General features: G+C 53.1%; 16 protein-coding genes and 1 tRNA gene. 4 read left to right on the top strand and 13 right to left on the bottom strand.

Annotated elements, in window-relative coordinates; all coding sequences use genetic code 11:
- Nucleotides 1–81 precede the first annotated feature (81 nt).
- Nucleotides 82–1734 carry an alpha/beta hydrolase-fold protein gene (locus LOC67_RS05740; protein WP_230261544.1) on the top strand — a complete coding sequence of 551 codons (1653 nt, stop codon included), beginning with the start codon at nt 82–84 and terminating at the stop codon, nt 1732–1734.
- A gap of 84 nt (nt 1735–1818) precedes the next feature.
- Here LOC67_RS05740 and LOC67_RS05735 read toward each other — a convergent pair whose 3' ends face one another.
- From LOC67_RS05735 to rpsU, 7 genes are all read right to left on the bottom strand, one after another.
- The gene (locus tag LOC67_RS05735) at nt 1819–2190 is read right to left on the bottom strand and encodes a DUF2306 domain-containing protein (protein ID WP_230261543.1); all 372 of its coding nucleotides are present in this window, start codon (nt 2188–2190) and stop codon (nt 1819–1821) included.
- 58 nt (nt 2191–2248) lie between these two features.
- On the bottom strand, nt 2249–2410 hold the full coding sequence (locus LOC67_RS27690) for a DUF2256 domain-containing protein (protein WP_410001112.1): 162 nt from the start codon (nt 2408–2410) through the stop codon (nt 2249–2251).
- A 14-nt stretch (nt 2411–2424) separates the two neighbouring features.
- Nucleotides 2425–3213 carry an NYN domain-containing protein gene (locus LOC67_RS05730; protein ID WP_230261542.1) on the bottom strand — a complete coding sequence of 263 codons (789 nt, stop codon included), beginning with the start codon at nt 3211–3213 and terminating at the stop codon, nt 2425–2427.
- 357 nt (nt 3214–3570) lie between these two features.
- Nucleotides 3571–4473, bottom strand: a complete 903-nt coding sequence (locus LOC67_RS05725; protein ID WP_230261541.1) for a polysaccharide biosynthesis/export family protein — start codon at nt 4471–4473, stop codon at nt 3571–3573.
- An 11-nt stretch (nt 4474–4484) separates the two neighbouring features.
- Entirely contained in the window at nt 4485–8357 is a 3873-nt protein-coding gene (locus LOC67_RS05720) for an AsmA-like C-terminal region-containing protein (RefSeq protein ID WP_230261540.1), read from the bottom strand.
- An 886-nt stretch (nt 8358–9243) separates the two neighbouring features.
- A tRNA-Val gene (locus LOC67_RS05715) sits at nt 9244–9318 on the bottom strand.
- A 464-nt stretch (nt 9319–9782) separates the two neighbouring features.
- Entirely contained in the window at nt 9783–9977 is a 195-nt protein-coding gene (rpsU, locus tag LOC67_RS05710) for a 30S ribosomal protein S21 (protein WP_094417928.1), read from the bottom strand.
- Between the two features lie 521 nt (nt 9978–10498).
- Between rpsU and LOC67_RS05705 the strand changes: the two genes are divergently transcribed.
- Entirely contained in the window at nt 10499–10804 is a 306-nt protein-coding gene (locus LOC67_RS05705) for a hypothetical protein (protein ID WP_230261539.1), read from the top strand.
- A 175-nt stretch (nt 10805–10979) separates the two neighbouring features.
- Here LOC67_RS05705 and LOC67_RS05700 read toward each other — a convergent pair whose 3' ends face one another.
- The 3 genes from LOC67_RS05700 to LOC67_RS05690 all read right to left on the bottom strand — a co-directional run bounded on the left by LOC67_RS05700 (nt 10980) and on the right by LOC67_RS05690 (nt 13943).
- Nucleotides 10980–11555, bottom strand: a complete 576-nt coding sequence (locus tag LOC67_RS05700) for a pyroglutamyl-peptidase I (protein ID WP_230261538.1) — start codon at nt 11553–11555, stop codon at nt 10980–10982.
- 218 nt (nt 11556–11773) lie between these two features.
- On the bottom strand, nt 11774–12196 hold the full coding sequence (locus LOC67_RS05695; RefSeq protein WP_230261537.1) for a hypothetical protein: 423 nt from the start codon (nt 12194–12196) through the stop codon (nt 11774–11776).
- A gap of 280 nt (nt 12197–12476) precedes the next feature.
- Nucleotides 12477–13943 (bottom strand): hypothetical protein, encoded by a 1467-nt coding sequence (locus tag LOC67_RS05690; RefSeq protein ID WP_230261536.1) that lies wholly within the window; start codon nt 13941–13943, stop codon nt 12477–12479.
- A 353-nt stretch (nt 13944–14296) separates the two neighbouring features.
- On the opposite strand from LOC67_RS05690, the gene LOC67_RS05685 reads away from it, so the two are divergent.
- Together LOC67_RS05685 and LOC67_RS05680 are read left to right on the top strand one after the other, a co-directional pair.
- A complete protein-coding gene (locus tag LOC67_RS05685) occupies nt 14297–14998 on the top strand; it encodes a PTS sugar transporter subunit IIA (RefSeq protein ID WP_230261535.1) in 702 nt (233 codons plus the stop codon).
- A 141-nt stretch (nt 14999–15139) separates the two neighbouring features.
- Complete coding sequence (locus tag LOC67_RS05680; protein ID WP_230261534.1) at nt 15140–15931, top strand: hypothetical protein; 792 nt, start codon at nt 15140–15142, stop codon at nt 15929–15931.
- Nucleotides 15932–16226: 295 nt separating this feature from the next.
- Here the strand turns inward: LOC67_RS05680 and LOC67_RS05675 are convergent, their stop codons facing one another.
- The 3 genes from LOC67_RS05675 to LOC67_RS05665 are packed head-to-tail and all read right to left on the bottom strand — an operon-like array spanning nt 16227 to nt 19505.
- Nucleotides 16227–17843, bottom strand: a complete 1617-nt coding sequence (locus LOC67_RS05675) for an HD-GYP domain-containing protein (protein WP_230261533.1) — start codon at nt 17841–17843, stop codon at nt 16227–16229.
- Nucleotides 17840–18304: a response regulator gene (locus tag LOC67_RS05670; protein ID WP_230261532.1), complete on the bottom strand. Its 465-nt coding sequence runs from the start codon at nt 18302–18304 to the stop codon at nt 17840–17842. The genes LOC67_RS05675 and LOC67_RS05670 overlap by 4 nt, the downstream gene beginning before the upstream one ends.
- Nucleotides 18305–18320: 16 nt before the next feature.
- Nucleotides 18321–19505, bottom strand: a complete 1185-nt coding sequence (locus LOC67_RS05665) for an HD-GYP domain-containing protein (protein WP_230261531.1) — start codon at nt 19503–19505, stop codon at nt 18321–18323.
- Nucleotides 19506–19646: the final 141 nt, after the last annotated feature.

Here is a 19646-nt window from a genome sequence, read left to right as displayed (position 1 = left end):
TGGCAGCACTGCATGGCGAAAATACCTTGGCATACTGTTTCCAACATTCAAACCGTCTCCAATACGACTTGGGACTGAACCTTGAAATCAATCTTCGAACATAACCGACGTGTCCATTGTCTGATCTTTGGATTGACCGTGGCCCTGTTGCCAACTTTTGTCACGGCACAGACAAAGTTCAATGCGGTGCTCAATGCCGGAAAGTCGACGAGCGGAACGTTGAACGCGGGTCAATCGATCAAAGTCGATCTGAATGTTCTTGAAGGTGACTATGTTCGCGGCTCATTCAATTCCGCTAGTGCAACACTTTCGCTCGACAGCGAAAAAGACCAACACTTTCGGCTTTTAGGAAAAGGCACTGGCGAACGCGAAAACTTTTACTTCATTGTCGAAGACGATCAGCATTGGCACTTAACGGTAAACGCAGTTACCGATGGCGAGTATTCAATTGAGATCGCGTCGATCATTACCGCATCCGATCAACACACGCCCGTTGAACAGCCCGAAAGTCCTTGGCTAAGAGAACTGATCGCGAAACTGGAACGCGGTGGCGGGACGAAAGCCTTCTGGAAACAGATACAGCGTCGTGGCACACCACTGGTGGAATACGATTCCGTGGAACCTCCATTGAACGAAGACGAAGCCCTTGTCACGTTCCTTTATCGCGGCGCCAATGAACGCGTTCAAGTATTTGCTGCACCGTCAGGAGACCATGATGAAATGCGACAACTACTCAAGTCCGACGTTTGGTACGCCAGCTACCGAGTCCCACGTACGGCCAGAATTTGCTACAAGATTGCTCCCGATGTCCCCGACTTGAATGCAACCTTCTGGGATCGGCGCCGCGCCATTCTTGCGACCGCGCAACTGGATCCGCTGAACCCAAATTCGTTTCCCGCTGATCCGATCGACCGATTCAATGGCGAATCGATCTTGGAACTTCCCGACGCACCAAAGCAACCATGGCTGCAGCCATCGCCCAACACACCTGCAGGCGAGATCTGTTCGCATCGCTTCAAGAGCGACATTCTTGGAAACACTCGAAACGTTCATCTCTATCGACCGGCTGGGTACAAGCCATTTCAAGAAGCGAATGCGTTGTTGGTCATCTTTGATGGGGAACGGTATCTCAATGATATCGAAGCACCTCAGGTTCTTGATCGTCTGATCGAAGCAAAGAAGATACCGTCAACGGCGGCGATTTTCATTGGCAACCCCAGCCAAGCAAGTCGCTCCAAAGAGCTTCCATGCAACCCTGACTTTGCAAAGTTTCTTGCCGAAGAACTCATCCCCTGGGCAGAAGAACAGAAGGTCAGTGCGTCTAAGTCAAATACGATCGCTGTTGGGGCAAGCTACGGAGGTCTGGCTGCGGCCTACGCTGCGTTTAAATACCCAGAAATCTTTGGCAACGCGTTTTGTCAGTCAGGTTCGTTCTGGTGGTCCCCCGGAGCGGCTCCAGGAAGCAAGCAATCCGATCCACAATGGCTGACGCAACAATTCGTCGATGCCGAGCCATCAGGTACCAACTTTTACTTGGAAGCCGGTCTTTTTGAAGACCATGGCCGCACCAGTATTTTGAGATCAACACGCCATCTTCGCGACGTCCTACGTGCGAGAGGCTTCGACGTCCAGCTTCACGAACATGCAAGTGGGCATGGCTACTATTACTGGCGTTATACGTTTCCCGATGGACTTTCAGCCCTGCTGGGCAGCGATCGTCGCTTCTCTCCCTGAATACCACAACAAAGCGATCGCGACGACCAACCGCGAGCCATTCCACATGGCACGCATGCGGGTCGATGACACAAATGGAGGCGGCTACTGCCCGAAGAAGACACCGTGCAAGTACCGCCCAGGCATCAACGTGAACAATCCCGCCACGACGATCGCACCACAGTACGTTGAGATCATTGTGATCTTGTGGCCGCGCAGGTTCCCTGTCCTTACCGAATAGATCGCATAAGGTATCGAGACAATTGTGACAAAGGAAAACGTGTGGAGCATCCCAAAATGGAGGATGACTTGGCTGCCAGCACGCGCTGGCATTAGAAGGGTGATCACGGAAGTCACCATCATCAAGATTGAATACACCCAGCCGATAGTTCGATGCCTGACGGTCCCATTACGCAAGCAGAACACCGCAAGCCCGAGAAAGATACACGGCACAACGGTTGCCAAATGCAACTTCATCAACGTTTCGTAGCTGAACTCCATCTCAACCTGCTCGCGTTCATCGTCGCACTAGCTCTCATTCACCATCACTGGCCACGTCTGGCTTTCCCTTTCTTCGGCAAGCATCGGAACAATACCGGACTTGATCCCAGCAACGTTCCCACTTTTTCCGCCATGTGAAAGGGCGTTGGCAGACCGGGCAAATTTTGGTTGGCAGATGTGGCTTCTTATGCGTCATCGATCGACCATGATTTACTTGTTTCGAAAGTAGATCACCGAATTCTGGCTTCCAGCGGCTTTCACTCGACGGCACTCGAATAAACCGACCGCTTTGATCAGCTTTGATAACGTCGCGTGACTATAGGTTTTTGGACTGAAACCTTTGCCCAAATGATTGCCGATCGCGCTGCAAGTTGCCCAGCCATCGGATGTTGCTTTGGCCTTGATCGCATCACGCAGCAAGTTGACTAACTTTCCATCGGTCCGCAAATGATTCGATGCTTTCTTCACGCCGCTTGGATCTTTTTTGGGGGCAGTTGCTTTTGAAGCTTTTTTAACCGCAGCTGCCTTCGTAGCCGGTGTGTTTGCCTCGGACTGTTTTGTATCCTGTGCTTGTTTGCCGACAATAAAAAACTTGTCACAAGCCGCCATCAGCGAACTCGGTGATTTTTGCTCTCCGATCCCGAACACAACAAGCTCTGACTCACGAATGCGGATCGCCAGTCGCGTGAAATCGGAATCACTGGTCACCAAACAAAAGCCGTCCAGCTTTTGCGTATAAAGCAGATCCATCGCATCGATGATCATGCACGCATCGGTCGAGTTCTTTCCGGTGGTGTAGCGAAACTGCTGTACCGGACTGATCGCATACTTGTTCAGTCGAGATTTCCAAGAAGACAAACCAGTGCTTGTCCAATCCCCGTACGCTCGCTTTACCCGAGCTTCACCGCACTGTGCCACACGACGCATCAAAGGCTCACACAGATTGGGACAAAAGTTGTCCGCATCGATCAAGACGGCAAGTTTCTTAGCTGATCCCATGAAATAAATCGATTTGCGACACGATGCGTTCGTTCAGTTCCAGTGGCAAATTGGCGTAAACCTGAAGGGTTTCAGTTGCACCGTAGCTCAGGCACCACATGTCGCTGTGTTTGGCGGTACCGAATTTGGCAAATCGATGTTCTTGTTGGAGATCTATAAGGGTTGGGGCAAACGGAAAGAAACGATTTGAGGATTTATGTAAATCGTCAGGACGGGGCGTGAGGGGAATAAAGTGGCTTGTACATCACGACGGAGCTTGATGGGTACTGTTGATGGGCGCATCACGGCGGAGCGTGATGGGTACCGTTGATGGACTCATCACGTTGGGGCATCATGGGGACTGTGCGGTGGAGACGTTTATTTTTTGGCGGAATAGTCGTGGCAATGTGGGCAACTCTTTTCATTCCCAAACGCCACACTTTGCTTGACGTCTTCCCAGATCGACATGCTTGGAACATAGATCCGGTCGCCAGGCATCAGCTGGTAGTTCGTTGTCACATCACCCAACTGCAATATTTGCTGATAGCAGACCGGATAAATCGACCGCTCCTGACCATCGGCCTGCGGACGCGTCAAAATGATTTTGTGGTCGTTGCATCGGTCCGTCAAACCGCCAGCAGCAATGATCGCATCGAGAACCGTCTCGTGTCCAACCAATGGATAAGATCCCGGAGCGTTGACTTCGCCCATGACGTAAAACAACGCGCTTTCCTTGTTCACCAACCGGACCGTCACACCGAAATCGTCCGGTTCACTGGAATCGGTTGGCATCCCCAATGAGTTGCCACGGTGAGACGCCAATTCGACTTTGCGTTGACGCTTGGCAAGTTCGGTCCGCGTCACAACACTCTGCACTTGCGACTGGATCTCCTCGGCAGACAACCCAGCAACCTTCAGTCGCCCATACCCGCCAAGCTCAATCGTGCCGTCCTGCTGAACCGTTTGGTCCGATGACAGACGAATGGGTGAGTTAAAGTCGTTGGGTTCGATCACTAAGACATCACCCGCTTCGACGCGGTGAGCTGGCAAGCTTTGCTTGGCAAGTTCGGTTGGGATCGTCTTAGGATGTCCCGACTTTTGACGACGTTTGCTTGCCGCTGATAAAAGCGGATGCCCACCGGCAGACACCGGCAAACCCAAGGAGGCTGCGGTACGACAACCAACCTGACTGACACCAATCGCGATGATCAACAACGCCACGAACCATAGGTGAAGGCGTGATGACACACTCTTTGTGTTTTTGAATATTTGATCCATCATTTATCCAATCGTTATCGTCTGCTTTGACTGTTTTTCAATTGTGAAAGGTTGGTTACCGTCGACCCGAAGCTGCTGGTCAAAAAAAACTTCACCGCGTTTTGGCCTAACTGTTTTCCAGTTTGCAATCGCAACACCGGACGACTCGCCGTCCCACCAACATGAACGTTGACGACGCGGTCTTTGAGCAGCTCATTCGCTTTGACAATCAACGCGACCGGTGCCGGTGCTGCCAACATTAGCGGTGAATCCAACAACGAAACCAGCTGATCCGTAGGACTATCCGAGCTGGTGCTGGCGACCACATCGAGATCAAGGGCTTGGTTGAAGTTGGCTTTGCCAGTAACCAACACCTGCACGTTACTTTGATAAACCGCAATCTCTTCGATGTGTACGATCCCGCCACCGATACGCCCATAAGCGACCGCGCCATCTTGACCTCGACCCGGCGTTGGTGCTGACAGAGTCACCATCTTGGGAAGCTGATCGAGAATCGGAAACTCAAGTGCCTCAATATTGGACATTTCGATGTTGTAGGTCCCAACTACATCATTGATTGAACGCGCATGCTTTGCCCGCAACGCGATGTTGCCATCGACAATCCCGGTGCCAACGGATCCATGCTTCATCAGCTTGGCCAAGTCAACTCGCTGAACTTGAACCGACGTGACAGTATCAATGCTCCGCGTAAAACGCCCTTCCGAAGCGACTCGCACCGTGCCTCCGCCGACCGACAATCGCCCCGCGCGGCACTGCCAACGTGCTGTCATGCCTGCCGGACGAAAACTCCAGTCGACCGGAAACGTTGCTTGTCGCACACCGACGCCGGCCGCCACCAAGTGATCCAACTGAATATCCGCTCGCCCGGTAATAACGGGCCCGATTCTGCTTCGAAGTCGTAGCGTCGCCGATCCAGAGATATCCTTGACGCCGACTGCCGATGTCGCCCGACGCAGATTGACCCGGCTGACAGCACAATCGAAGTATCCTGACGGGATCCCCACAAAAGTGATCGCACCGGTGCCGTTGATCCGCCCATCAGCAATTCGCCCCTGCAAACTGTTCAGTTCCACGCGGTCTTGATGAATCACCGCTTCGAGTGAACAGAGCTGCGAAAGGCCGACGCCTTGGTATCGAAGATCCTCCAGCGAACCGGAGACCTTACAGAGGTGCCTTCCGTCCAACGAACTCGCATCACGGATACATTCGCCGGACAAAATCCCACCGGCCTTACGAGCCTCCGGTGGCATCCGAAAAGTCGTCGCGATTTGGTCCAGCGGCAAACCGACTAATTTCATGCGACCCACGACAGGTGCTTTTGCAATTCGCATTTGGGGCGATGATGCAAACTCGATCAATTGATTCAAATGCGCCGAAACATTTCCAGTGAAACGGCCTCGCATGACGCTGCCATCGACTTGCGCCGACAACTGCTGCTGTGAAAGCGTTACGCTCGCGCGATCAAGCTGCAGCGGCACTTGCTGGATGGAAACTTGGCGAGTCTCCATCCACGCCTGTCCTTCTAGCGATTCCAAACTGGCCAACGAAGTCACATTGAATCCGCCTTCGAGCAAGCCTGTCGAAGGGATTGATTGCCCACTAACAGCCACAAGCGTTGGCACATCAAGTCCAGAAAACGTGCCGTGAACTTTGGTCGTGGTCCAATCGAGTTCATTCATGTCGGCCGTGACTTGGAAACTTCCGCCCAGAAAGTCTTGCGACTCTGTTCGCGCTGTCAGGCCTTCCGGAGTCAATTCCCACCGCAGCGTCGCATCTCCGATTTCCGTCCCCGCGTAATTGGCTTGATGAAGATTAGCGGCTCCACCGGCATTCGCTTTGGATACGCCAGTGCTTAGATCGGTGGTCACATTGAAATATCCATCAACATCAGCAATCCCATACAGCGGCAATACGCTTTGCGAAAATCTCGACGCTACCTCGCTGACTTCTGCCAGCAACAAGTCCGTCAGATTCAAGGTACCATCGATCTCGATTTCTTTTCCCAGTGTCCCATTAAGCGTTGCCGTTGCGGTTGCACTTCGCCATTGAAGATTCAGTGGCGTGGAAGTCAATTGATCGTTGGCGAAATGCACGTCCCAATCAATGTCGGAGACTGTTTCACCTAAGCAGGAAACGTTCTTCGTCTGCAGGTTGGTATCAACCTTCCAAGCTGCCGTTTCGGCGACTTGTAACAATGGACAGGCGGCTTGCACCGAAACGTCCAATCGACCTTTTGGATTGACATCGTTCAGTCCCAACTTTGCAACCAAATCGCGTGTTGGCTGAACAAAGCACCGCAGCTCCGCTTGAAGACTCGCCGGTTCGGTTAGCTTCGCGTTCAATCCCGGACTTACTTGTGCCAACAACTCATTCGCCGAATCGCGAACGTTAAAAGCGTCGGATCGAAGTTCCGCGACGCTGTCTTCAATTCCGAAACCGATCGCCATATCGTCGAGACTGAATCCCAAAGCCCCAAAGCTCAACAATCGAATTGTTGCATCAGCATGATAAGTTTCTGGTTTTGTCACCGTGGCGAGCGGAACTCCAAAGGATGCCTCAACTGATGTCACGCCGGTGACATCAGCAAGCCCCAGAGACTTCGCTACCGACTGAATGTCGTAGCGAGCAACTTGCAGATTCCCTTCCGCCTCGCCAGTCATATCGAGTGGATCCTCGGTCGAGGTTTCGCCATGAATCCTAGACTCAAAAGTCGCCGAAGGTAGGTCGAGTCCGTTGAATGACAGCTGATTGGCAATGACTCGTGTTTGCCCAGCGAACTTCACATGATTGTCCGTTAGCTTCGCCGTCGCCTGAACGATTGCAGATGCCGTGGCGGTCGCTTCTGGTAGTTCCGGCAGTTCGCCGGCCAGCTTCTCCGAGAGATCTTCGGCCAATGACCCAATATCAAACGGTGCGAGTCGCATATCGAACTTTGCGGACGGTTCAGGCGACTTCAGATCCACACTCGAAACGATTGCGAATTCACCACCGAAGGGATTTGCAAGAACTCGAAGCTCGGCTTGGCGATCCTCGAAACTGCTCTTCAACTTCAGCTGGCTGCAAACTTCTCCAATGTGTTCAGTTGCGATGTTATTAAACACCAAGTCACATTCAATTTGATGATCTAGCAAATTCGAATCGATCGGCGGATGCTGACCGCGAAGATAAAAACCTAAGCCTGCTGTCACAGGCTCGAAATTGATTTCCCTGGGAATGAGTGGCAGTTCAGCGAAAGCTTTTGTACTTAGCGAAACGCCAGCTAAGTCGACGTAGCTGGTCCCCGAGAAATCCTTAGCGTTCAAGTCACATCCGGCAATAAACTTCCCACCAAACAAGTCAGGAATGTTGACAGAAACGGATACGCTGTCAGCACACCGAGCATGCACATCGACCTGTCTAACCTGTAGTGGCTTTCTCCCCACTTGGTGCACCGTGAATTCCGCATCGTTGACAACAACTTGGCGGACCGGAATCGTTCCGATTTCGGTACTTTCAGAACTGGATTCAGATTGCGGGAAAACACTGATCAGCTTTCCCGCTTCGTCGAATCGCACATGTCCCTGTGGGTGATCCACAACAACAAGCTCAAGCCAAACGCCTTGCCGCAATCCGCGTCTCAGTGATGGAATAATGGTGACTTGGTCGACACCAAATTGGAGATCGTTCTTGCGTTCAAGCTTCGTATCTCCGCCGTCCACAGAGTCGGGCTCGTAGATCCTAACTCCCGTGACCGTCCAACGATCCAAGCCGATCTGTAGCGAGTCTATTTCGACATGAGTTCCTAGGACAAACGTTGCACCATGGACCGCTGCCAATCGTACCAATGAGTTGCGCAACACGCATACAACGGCAAGCAATAGACAAGCCGCAACGAAGCAACGTCGCATTGCTCGCCGAAAAGAAAACCGCAAGATCGAACGCATCAAACGCAGCATGCTCAGGCCACCGCGCCGATGGCACAGAGATGGCTGATCAATACCGCATCGAGCTTTTGGGTTGCAGAGAATTGCAACATCGAATTGTCCAAGTGGCTGTCAAAAGAATTACTCTCGTCCAGCGTTTAACAATTCCAGAAGTGGCATCGAAAGAGCAGAGTCATGCAAACAGCAGACAGAGAACACTGATGAAATCGTGTTTCACGAAACGCAATGACTCACAATCAAAACGTGTTTAACGCTTTAGAGGGCCACACGGTGTCTGCCTCGAACAAACGCAATGATTGTTTCCCGCGAAGCAGCCAATAAAAAAACCCGAAAGGCAATCGCTATTTCGAGTTTCACGGCGAGCCGACCTTTAAACATCACCTTTCTAAAACTCAGTGCTCTCGGTGACTCCGTGTTTCATACCTCGCCCGACCGCCAAGCAGCATACCATCGAGGCACAGACAACACGAAGCTACCAAGACAACTAAACGCAGAGACCCCCATGCCCAAACTCTGCGTCCTCAGCGGCTCTGCGTTTCCAACCCGCCAATTCTAGCGCAGTCAATTCACTGAAATTCCCTGTCTTGCGAAATATCACAGGCAGCCATCCTGAACTCAGTGCCCTCGGTGGCTCAGTGTTTCAATCCTTACCCAGCCACCAAGCAGCCAACCACCGAGGCACAGACAACACGGAGTTACCAAGACAACTAAACGCAGAGATGGGAAGTACGCAGAGACACCGATGCCAAAAACTCTGCGTTCTCAGCGGCTCCGCGCTTCAACTGCCAAATCCAGCCACCGTAGAATTGGTGCTGGACACGAGTCACCAGAATGTGACTCGATCAAGAAGTGGGCGATGAGGGACTCGAACCCCCGACCCCCTCGGTGTAAACGAGGTGCTCTAAACCAACTGAGCTAATCGCCCTTTTCACATCACTGCGGTGATCGCAGGTGTGTGGTGTGGGAGGAGGAAGATAATCGCCGTTCCCTTTCATCGCAACGGCACTTCACAATCCTATCCACACCATTTTTTTCCGCTAACGAACTGCTCCGTCCGCGTTTAACGCCTCAGACCGCTAGTCGATTCCCCAACGTGAATCGCTGCTGCTGTGACTGTTGCTGATCTTCAACTTCGGCAATGAGACATGGCTTACCGTAGTTTATTTGCTAGCCACATGATTCTTTGCCTATCGCTCGATGACAGGTCATTCTGTTCTGATGTTCGCACCCAGGCGGAAAGCCATGGCCGCATAACAATCAACTAGCTATTTGTTGCTAGCGTCGTTTGCTGCCTTTGATTTCCAGGCCATCGAAGAATGCGATGACCGAGCCGCAAAATTGAGGTGCGGTACCAACCAGACGAGCTTTTAATTTCGCAATAGCTGGAGCTTATCGGCCCAACATGCGTGCGCGTTTGTTGCGTCGCTCCGCTTGGATCTTTTGGCGGCGACGAATTTCGCTTGGCTTTTGATAGTGCTCGCGTCGACGCATTTCTTTTTTAATTCCGCTGCGCTCGACCAATTTGCGGAACCTACGTACTGCCTCTTGGATTGTTTCGCTGTCGCGGACCATCAACTTAACCATTGTTTCTCCATTTTCATCGTTGGGACCTCTGCGTGAAAGGGAATTCGCCGACGCGATCAATCTCCGTTAAAGGAGGCGCGCGGCGCAACCACAGAACGCGGGAGTGTAGCGGGCGACCTGCTATCCTCGCAACGGGCATCTTTTCGCGATTACCCGGTTTTATCCGTGTTTCGGCCAGAATTTAGCTCGCCGCTAGCCAATCTGGCCATTCGGACCGACATGGGCAGCCTAAATCGCCACCAATTTCTTCGCCCCCTACATCCGGCCTCCCCTCTTCAGAACCAAGGGAGAGCCGCCGCCGCATCAACGATCAACCCGACGTGGGGGGCGACTCGACCTGGCCAGCCGGTCTAGGCCGCAAAGTTTATCCAACCGGTACGACGCGAATGGCTTTGAAACATCGTTCCTTGCCTTGGCCAAGACCGCGATGGATTGGCTGGGATTCCGACCGATGGGTTCGGTACTGACGAAAGCTCCGGTTATCCGGATTGCCTGTGCCCGTTTGATGGAAACTCGCCCCCATGGCTGTCTCTCCCAACCAAATTGATGAACTCGCCGGTGAGCCTTCGCCGGGCGGTTTGCTGGGTGAATTGGAAAGACGCCAGGATGATGTACTGCAGCAGCTGGACGACCTCGACGCCAAACTAGCGGAAGTCCTCAAAGGCCTTGAAGCGAGCAAAGCAGAGGAAGAAGCCTTGTCCGAAGGCGAATTGTCAGAAATCGACGACGAGACAACCGCCAAGTCAACTCCGGTGGCGGAAACGAAGCCAACGACGCAGCCCACTCCCGAAACGAACGCGTCGGATTCCCCCGAAGACTGGGCTTAGCGACCTGTTGGTTTTCAGGTCCGGCCTCTGACGATCTGTCCAGTCGCGCTAGTGCTTCGTTCCGTAAGAAAATACGGGTTCGGATCATCAGCCAACGGGCGTTAGACCCGGTTTTTGCACTGAAACCGTGACTAACGCCATGCGGGTATTCCTAAAATCGAGTTGGAACGAAGCGCTAGGCAGTCAGTTGATCGATGATCAATGCAATCGCGGCACTTTCCATGGGAGTGCTCATACTGGCGTGGGCGGATCCGTCCATGGCGACTTGCGCGGGCGTCAACGGTAGATGGACAAACAAGCTTTCTGTTCGTCGGCCCATTTCGTGACTGTAATGCAAGCTCAGGTATAAGGCCGCATTACACAGGTAAGTCCCCGCGTGATGCGAAACAATCGCTGGGATGCCCGCTTCGACGAGCCTTTCGCCGCAGCGTGCAACATCCACGTTGGTGCGGTAGGCGGCTGGGGAATCGACCAATAGTGGTTCGCCATTGGTTCGTGAATTGAGACCGACCGCTTCGAGTCGTATGACGCTGGAACCAGGCGACTGCCCGAGATGAATGGCAAAGTCATAGTTGGCCGCCAGATCTTCACGAAGCTGACTTCGCATCTTTGGCAGATCTACGGGGTAACGCCGCGTCGTGATGTCGTGTTCGCCTTCGTACCAGCTCGTAAAATCAACCAAGGCAAGCCAACTGGAGTTGTCTTTCCATCGATCGTAGGGTTCGAAAGCGGTTAATAAGATTCGTGTCACTTCAACACTTCGTCTGGGGCGTGGAAAATCGCACGCTGGCGATGGAGATATGATAGCCGAAGCGGCAGACCAACTGGGGGGCGGGGCCTGCCTAAGATCGGAAACGTGCGATGCAGCAAGTTGTTCAACAGTGATGCCATCCGCAGTGATGTCACAGGATGTGAATTCGCAAATCGCGATTTATCACTCGGCGTGCCTACACCGCTGGGTTCTGCGAATCATTGGTTACCGGAATCGAGTGAGCAGGTTTCATCAGGTAAACGACTGGTGCGTTTTCGAGATGTTTGAGCGATCGCGGTGATTGCGGCGATCGAAGCGATTTGAAGGACCCCGATCATCAAAGGCGAGGTGGATCGGATGCGATCCATCGACAGTCGAAACCAGCCCGGTTCGCGTTCGTTTTGGATCTCGATCCAGCCGTCGATCGAATCCGGCGTATCGTCAGTTTTCCAGTGCCAAGTCGACGCGTCTTCCCAACCGTTTTTGGTTCGACGCATTCCCATCGGAATGGTGGCGTGCGATTCGACCGATGCGTAGATGCTGCTGCTCTGACGAAACGTCGCCGGGGTCGTGCAGCCGGTGCTAAAGAGCATCAATGCGAAGAGCGGAATCAAGCAGAGAGTTTTGACGAGCGTATTCATGATGGCTCGACAAAAGCACCAGATGTGCCAGCCGTCAAAACACGGCAAATTCACGTGTTTCAAAAGCGTGTCGATGCGTCAAAACAACGGTGATGTTGCGTTTGGGCAACGAGGTTGAATAACCGAAACACCCGGCGAATTCCCCAAAAGGGTTCGTGTCCCCGACGCAATCGAGGTCCCTACCAACCTTCGCGAGGTCAGCGATCAAATGGCCCAAGATCGCATCACGGTCTCAATCCGGCAACCAACCACCACCGCGTCGTCACAAACCGCCGCGGACCTAATAGCCCACGCCCAGTCGAACCATCCAGGTATCATCGAGGTCGGTGTGGATTCGTTCGTTGACGAAGATTTCGCGATTGAAAACGTAGCCGACTTCGGCAAACCAAGTGCGACGACCGGCGCGAATCAAATCGCTGCGGCCAAGCTCCAAACCGAAGATTAATCGCATGTCATTGATGTCGGCTTGACGCTCGCTACCGGCGATATCACTACGCCCCATTTGGCGATTCAATCCGGAAACTCGACGGGTCCAAGAGCCTTCACCATACTCACCGGTCAGATACCACCAGACGTCTTGCGTCCCCAGCGTTGCCAAGAATTTCGAGATGCGAGGCTGTGGGAAATAGAGGTCAATTTTGGTAAACGGATTGGGCTGCCAGAACAGACCACCGGCGGGCAAGATTTTGACATCTTGTCGATCGTAGTAATGCACGCCAAGCTTGAAGGTCGTCGCTGGCGTCAATCGAAAGACGCCTAGACCTCGCCCACGAAAGCGAAGGCTCGAAGTGTCGTAGACTCCAAACTCTGAAAAGACACCGACACCAAATTGCAACTCCGCACCGGCGATTTGATTTGGGTCGGATTGCCAAGCCAAGTCAACAAACGCGTCATACAGATCGTACTCGTGTGGCTGATGCCAAGAGAACGACGGTGCGACAAACAGCGGCTGGCTGGACCACAAAAATTGTGGAAAGGCAAACGCAAAGGCGATATCGGTGGTGTTGATGTCAGAGCTATCACCAGGATCCGCCAAGAACGTGTGCCGCATTCGGACGCGCTGGATCAGTCGAAACGGATCGATGGGAGGCAAAAGCGAACCGGGCCTTCGCATGATCCCACCGGGAAACAAAGTCGAAGGCGATGATGAGGGATAAGCCGTTGGACCATAACCAGGTGCGCTCAGCGCGGGATCCATGTAAGTCCCGCCATAGGCTCCACCACTGTATCCTCCACCAAACATTGGCCCCGCATAGCCACTTGATGGGATTGCGACCGGAGATCCGCCGAAGGGATTGGACAGAACCGGCGGTGGCTGCGATGCCAGTCCGCCATACGCGGGACCGCTGCCGAGCGATGGTGTAGCCGGCGCGAACATTCCCGTCGGCGGCGCGGCTGTATAAGGTGATGGTTGGACATAGCCTGCCGACGGTGGGCCGGAATAAGGATCAAATGATCCCATCGGCACGGACGAGTAACCTTGCGGGGCACCCAACGTCGAATTGGTTGAAAAGTTTGAACCGGGTACTGATTGTGGAACCGCACCCTGCGGAAGCATCGTCCCTTGTGAAGGCATTGGCGCCCCTAAAGGAGCCAAACGCGTTTGAGGCACGTCCAGCGAGCTTCCGCCTTGCCCCCACGAAAATGAATCTCCGGCCATTCCGTTGACCAAGATCAATAGCACAACGCACCGCGTGATACGGAGCGCAAGCTTTAAAACGGGGCGGAGATTGGTGGAGGCGTTCAAGCGACGATTGCCAACAGCAAAGTGTTAGTGGAAACAGTCTGTGTTCTGCAGACTGAGTTTTTTGCAAACCGGGTTCTTCAAAGAGCAGGGATCTGGATTGTCGTTTTCGAGTGACAATCGGCTCTTTTCCCGTCGGAAATAGCTTGCCATCGGATTGGCGGTCAATAGCGAGAGAGCTATTGGGCAGTGAAACTTTAGAAAATCCGGATAGAATCTGAAAACAATCACATTGCCACATTCATACCCTTTGACATGATGACTGGTGGCGGATTCACCGTGAAACACCCAGCGGGCCGTTCACATGAATCATTGCAACGATCAATCACCGCGAGATAGCGACCACGACACGTCAGATGGAAGACCTCGATTTAGCCCAGCTTGCCCAATACCTGCATATCACTCCATCACAAGTTGAGAAGATGGTGATGCGGGGTCGCATTCCCGGTCGCAAAGTCAGCGGGCAATGGAAGTTCAATGAGGCGGAGATCCATCATTGGCTGGAAGAACGCATCGGAGCGAGTGACGATACCGCTGAACTGGCAAAGGTTCAGAAAGTTGTCGACCGAATGACCGATCATTCGCCGGACCGTCCGATTCACGAGCTTTGCACCGAAGCAACGATCGAAATTCCGTTTGCCGCGCGAACGCGTTCCTCTGTGATTCGCAACATGTCGGAACTGGTTGCAAAATCAGGCCTGATGTGGGATGCACCGGAAATGTCCGAGGCCGTCAAAAGCCGCGAACAAATGCACCCAACGGCACTCGACTGTGGTGTGGCACTGATGCACCCTCGGCGTCCACAAACGTCAATCTTGGCAGATTCGGTGATTGGTCTAGCGGTCAGCCCTGCTCGGATTCCGTTTTCGGATACCGGACACATGACGGACATCTTTTTTCTGATCTGCTCTTACGATGATGCGGCCCACCTTCGTAACCTTGCCAAGATAAGCCGGTTAATCTCGGTCGATTCATTCTTGGATCGCTTGCGGCAGTGCACGTCTTCGAAAGAAGCGTGGGAATGTTTGCATGAAGCCGAGACATTGATGTCGGTTTAGAACAGTTCGGTGCAAACCTAAACTCTTGTCTCTCTACGAGAGTGCCGGTGGAACATCCAACATGTTCGTCGCTCGGCGAGCAGGTGCTACACCAACGTCTCTACCTCGCTGAATTCGATTTCACCGCAGTGATGACGTCCGATGCCGCACCAAACTTCGACGATAAGCTTCGCCGCTCAGCCCGAATGGGATCGTTCTATTGGAACGTTGCTATGGATCGGTGATCGACGCTCGATCGCCTTTCAAGATTGCTATGCATATTGCGATGCCAACGTCTCACAACTGGCATATCGACGGGGTGTCGAAGATGCGCTCGCTCGACCGGCAAGCGACGTCAACGCCATCCTCGTTTGCCGCGAGAATGATTCCGCCCAAGTCAAAGTGAGTTTTGACGCTTTATTGGAACGATACCCAGCGATCGAACCGACGTTGCTGCTCGGCCCATTGTGTGCTGGATGCCGACCGAATCCCATCGAGACGTTAGGCGGGAAGGCGATCTGGTGGCACGACTGGCAAAGTAGGCTGCCCAAACACCTCCAAGATTGTGGCGTTGTCGAAGCCACCCCATCGCAACCCGATAGTATCGCAATCGTGACTCGTGACCACGCCATGGGTGAAGCCCTTGCGGCAATGGTCGAGCATGAACCGGTCACCACGCTGGTCTGTGATCCAGAACAGCTTGTATCGACCCAAAATTTCGCTGAATACTGGTGGGACGATTCAGCGATCAAGCCATCGAGTTTTGGACAGCTAGAAGTTCACAAAACTCGAAACGCATTCAACGTTTGGATTGCCAATCAGGTCAGCCCGTTGTTGCGAGATCGGGCCATCGAATCGGGATTTGATCAAGTGATCGCAAAGCCCGGTGATTTTGGTGGGTTGTTGCGCCGCGTCCGAACATCAACAGCAACGTTTGGCCGAAACGCGGCGTAGTGCGATATTCCAACTGAAAAATCGCTCCGCATTAGCGGCGGTTGCCGTATCGGAAACCGTGGCTCATCAGAAGAACAAGCTGCAGCCTTATTAGCCGCACCGCGTTAGCGGCGGTTGTAGCACACTCAACCGGGGCTAACGCCCATCGGCTCATCAGAAAAACATGCTGCAGACTTGTGAGCCGCACCGCGTTAGCGGCGGTTCTCGGTCACGCAATCGTGGCTAACGCTAATCGGCTGATCGGAAATTCGAACTCGTCCCAACCACACTGGGCTCTTTCGAACGCGACGGTAAATCACGAGCTCGTCGGCGGTGCAACAGAATCGTTGATGCAATCGACCGACACACCGGGGACACCGATGACGGGCTTTCCATCAACAGGTGTTGGCCGCGCGACAGGCGTACGCGGTCGATGATCCATGCGTATTTGGTCGATCTCATCAATGTTGGACTTGAAGATTTCGATCAGATGTGGATCCCAGAACTCTCCGGCCCCACCAACCAAAATTTGCAGCGCCCGATCAATTGACATTCCGGTCCGGTAGGGACGATCGCTTGTCATTGCATCGAATGCGTCACAGACCGCGAGGATCCGTCCATCGATCGGAATGTTTTCGCCAACCAGTTTGTCTGGGTAGCCTTCACCATTGAACCTTTCGTGGTGGTAAAGAACACCTGGCAAAATGTCTTGCAGCGCATCGAGTTCTTGAAGGATTCGCCATCCCGAATCGGTGTGCGTTTCGATAATCGCACGTTCTTCGTCGTTTAGCGCAGCTGGCTTTTGAAGAACGCCATCAGGAATTGCGATCTTCCCAACGTCGTGAAGCAACCCCGTTAAATAGATCCTTTCGCATTCGGCAACGCTGAAACCAACTTTGGATGCCAAGCATTTTGCGAAACAAGCGACGCGTTCACTATGCCCGCAAGTATACGGGTCACGAGCTTCAACGGCGTTGACCAAAGCCCGAATGACGTCGGTAAACAGTTCTTCCTTTTGACGCAGCAACCGAATGTTATTCAACTGTGATGCCAACTGATTAGTTACCGTCTCCATCAAGGATGCTTGTACCGTTGTGAATCCGAGCTGTGCCCAAGGAAGATCCTCGGTTTCGTCAGTGATTCGATTGCAAGCGATCACCCATCCATGCAATCGGCCTTCGCTAGAACATTCCACCATGGTTAATTCTTTAACGACACCGTTGCCATCTTTCGATCGGATGAGATCGTGATTGCGGACAACCGGTTGAATGGCAGCGTCGCTACGGAGGTCTTCAACCAAATCCCACAGCGACTGATCGTCTAGCAATACCGCGTCGGTCCAAAGTGGGCGACGTTTTTGTTCGCCATCAACAAGCACCGCTGCCATCGTCTGTGCACCAACACCGCTAGCCAAAGGCTGTAGCGATGAGATCACAAACTCATCAACTTCATCGGCAGTCTGTGGCAATTCTAATCCGGATGCCAAGGTGCGGATCAATGACAGTTCTTCGAAGTCTTGCATCACCTGATTGGTAAGCGAATCGACTTCCGAGAGCAGTTGCCGGTTCTCGTTTTTTGCGATCGCGAGTTGCAAAACCGCTTGTGCATGCTTGCCCACTCGTTCAGCTTGATCGCGATCGCAAGTCCACGACGCGACGCTTCCCTGTGGCAACGCGATGGCAAGTTGTGTGGTGGTAATCTGGTTGTCAGACATCTGCTTGTTGGAATCACGCAGATGCACTTTCGAAGGCTGTGACCGCAGTTGCTGAAAGAACGCATCGTCGCCAAAGTCATTGTCTTTGATCACTTCGATGTGGCAACCAATTTGATCGCTAAGCATCGCCGCGATCGATTGGTCAAGCGACAACGCTGCTTTCCCAGAACCGGAGGCTATCGACGCTGGTGGGCAGGTGTAGGCGTCGGGCTGACTCATGTGTGAACTCCTGGCATCGATGCACTTGCTGTTCCTGGCGAAATCCCAATCGCGACGAATGGCGGAACAGGGGCAGTTGGGGCAGTGGGGTTTTCGATTATTTGTGCGACGGTCTCGACAACGACCACAGGGCTAAATGGCTTGCCAAAGACTTCATGGATTCCTAGTTCGATCACACGGCGATCACGAACGAGTTCTAGTTTGCGACCGGTCACCAAAAAGCACGGAACGTTTGGCTTGGATTGACGGACGAGCGAAATCAGTTCCAAGCCTGATAGGCCGGGCATCTCGTGATCACTCACCACCGCAGCGATTTCCGTTTGCTCAAACGCTTCCCACGCACTTGTTCCGTCGTCGCAAACGATGGGATTGAATCCATAGCTTTCGAATTTGAATGACAGAACCCGAGCCAATCCTGGATTGTCTTCCGCGATGAGAATGTTTTTGATTTCGGATGTCATGGTCGGGTGGTTACGCTCACGATGCGATGGTGACGGCTTTCAAGTCCGCATGCGATTCTTGCAGCGGAGATCCGGCGGGCGACTCCGATGCGTCCAAAATCATTTTGCAGAATCGTCCGACTAAGTCTGGACTATGCATTCCGCGGGAGACGCGATGTTTTAGGATTTCGAGGGCTTCGTTTTGTGAAACGGCCGGACGATTCGGACGATCATTCGTCAGCTCGCTAAAAACGTCCACGATTCCAACGATCTGAGCCAACAAAGGGATTTCATCACCGGCCAGGGCATCGGGAAATCCCGATCCATCGAACCGTTCCTTGAAATGCCGAATAATCGGCAAAGCTGGTGCAAGCGGTTTTAACGGTGCACAGATTTGGCATCCCATCTGTGGATGCTGCAGATAGACAGCTCGCTCACGCGGTGTCAGTGGGTCCGTTTTTGCGAGGATCGAATCAGGAATCGCGACCTTGCCGATGTTGCGCAGGATCGTCGCAACTCGAAGCGTGTTGATTTCTTCAGGTGTGATCCGAAGCAGGCGGCCGAACGACACGGCCAATTGCGCATCAGCAGTCACTCGATTGCCATAGTAGCCATCTTTACTAGCGATCGCTTGGCCAAGTGCCAGCGCGATGCTTTCAGGACCGACCAGCTCCGCTTCGGCTTGATGAAGTCGATGGATCGATCCGATACGCACCTGCAATTCGTGCAGGTTGATAGGCTTGCTAAGCAGTTCATCAGCACCAGCCAACACCGCATCTTCCATTTCGCCGCTGACTCCCGCGGTTGTCAGCATGACGATCGGCAGATGACGGAACTGCTCGTCGCTTTTGAGCATTCGACAAACTTCGATTCCGTCGATCTCTCCGTCGATGCTCGAGTCGAGCAAAATGATGTCGGGAAACGGTTTCGTCGTTGCGACTTGGAATGCGCTGATGCCGTCCTCCGCCTCGACGACTTCATAGTCATCACCGTCTAGCGAAAGTCGCAGAAGCTTGCGAATGACCGAACTTTCATCCGCGACAAGGATACGAGTTTTGCTGGGTTGATCCACCTCCATGTCGCGAAACACATGCAGTGTTTCATCACTAGAGTCGGAGTCAGCGGGACGTACAAATGAATGATGCAACGAAGATCTCCCCGATCGATAGCGACGACATCCGTCGAGCAACTTCCGTAGCTGCAAAGGGATGTCGTCCTTCATGGCTGCTAGGCCATCGATTGCCAACTTGAGCAATCGTGACGGAAAACCCTAGGTTGCACTTTTCGTCAGCAAACGGCTTTTAGAAACCGGCCAACAATAGTCCGCTTGGGGAGTCGGACTCAGACGGACTGCATCGATCGT

Origin of the sequence: Stieleria sp. JC731, assembly GCF_020966635.1 — a bacterium.
Lineage (GTDB): Bacteria > Planctomycetota > Planctomycetia > Pirellulales > Pirellulaceae > Stieleria.
The sequence above is the reverse complement of the archived record's forward strand: the minus strand, read 5'-3'. Positions and strand labels throughout refer to the sequence as shown.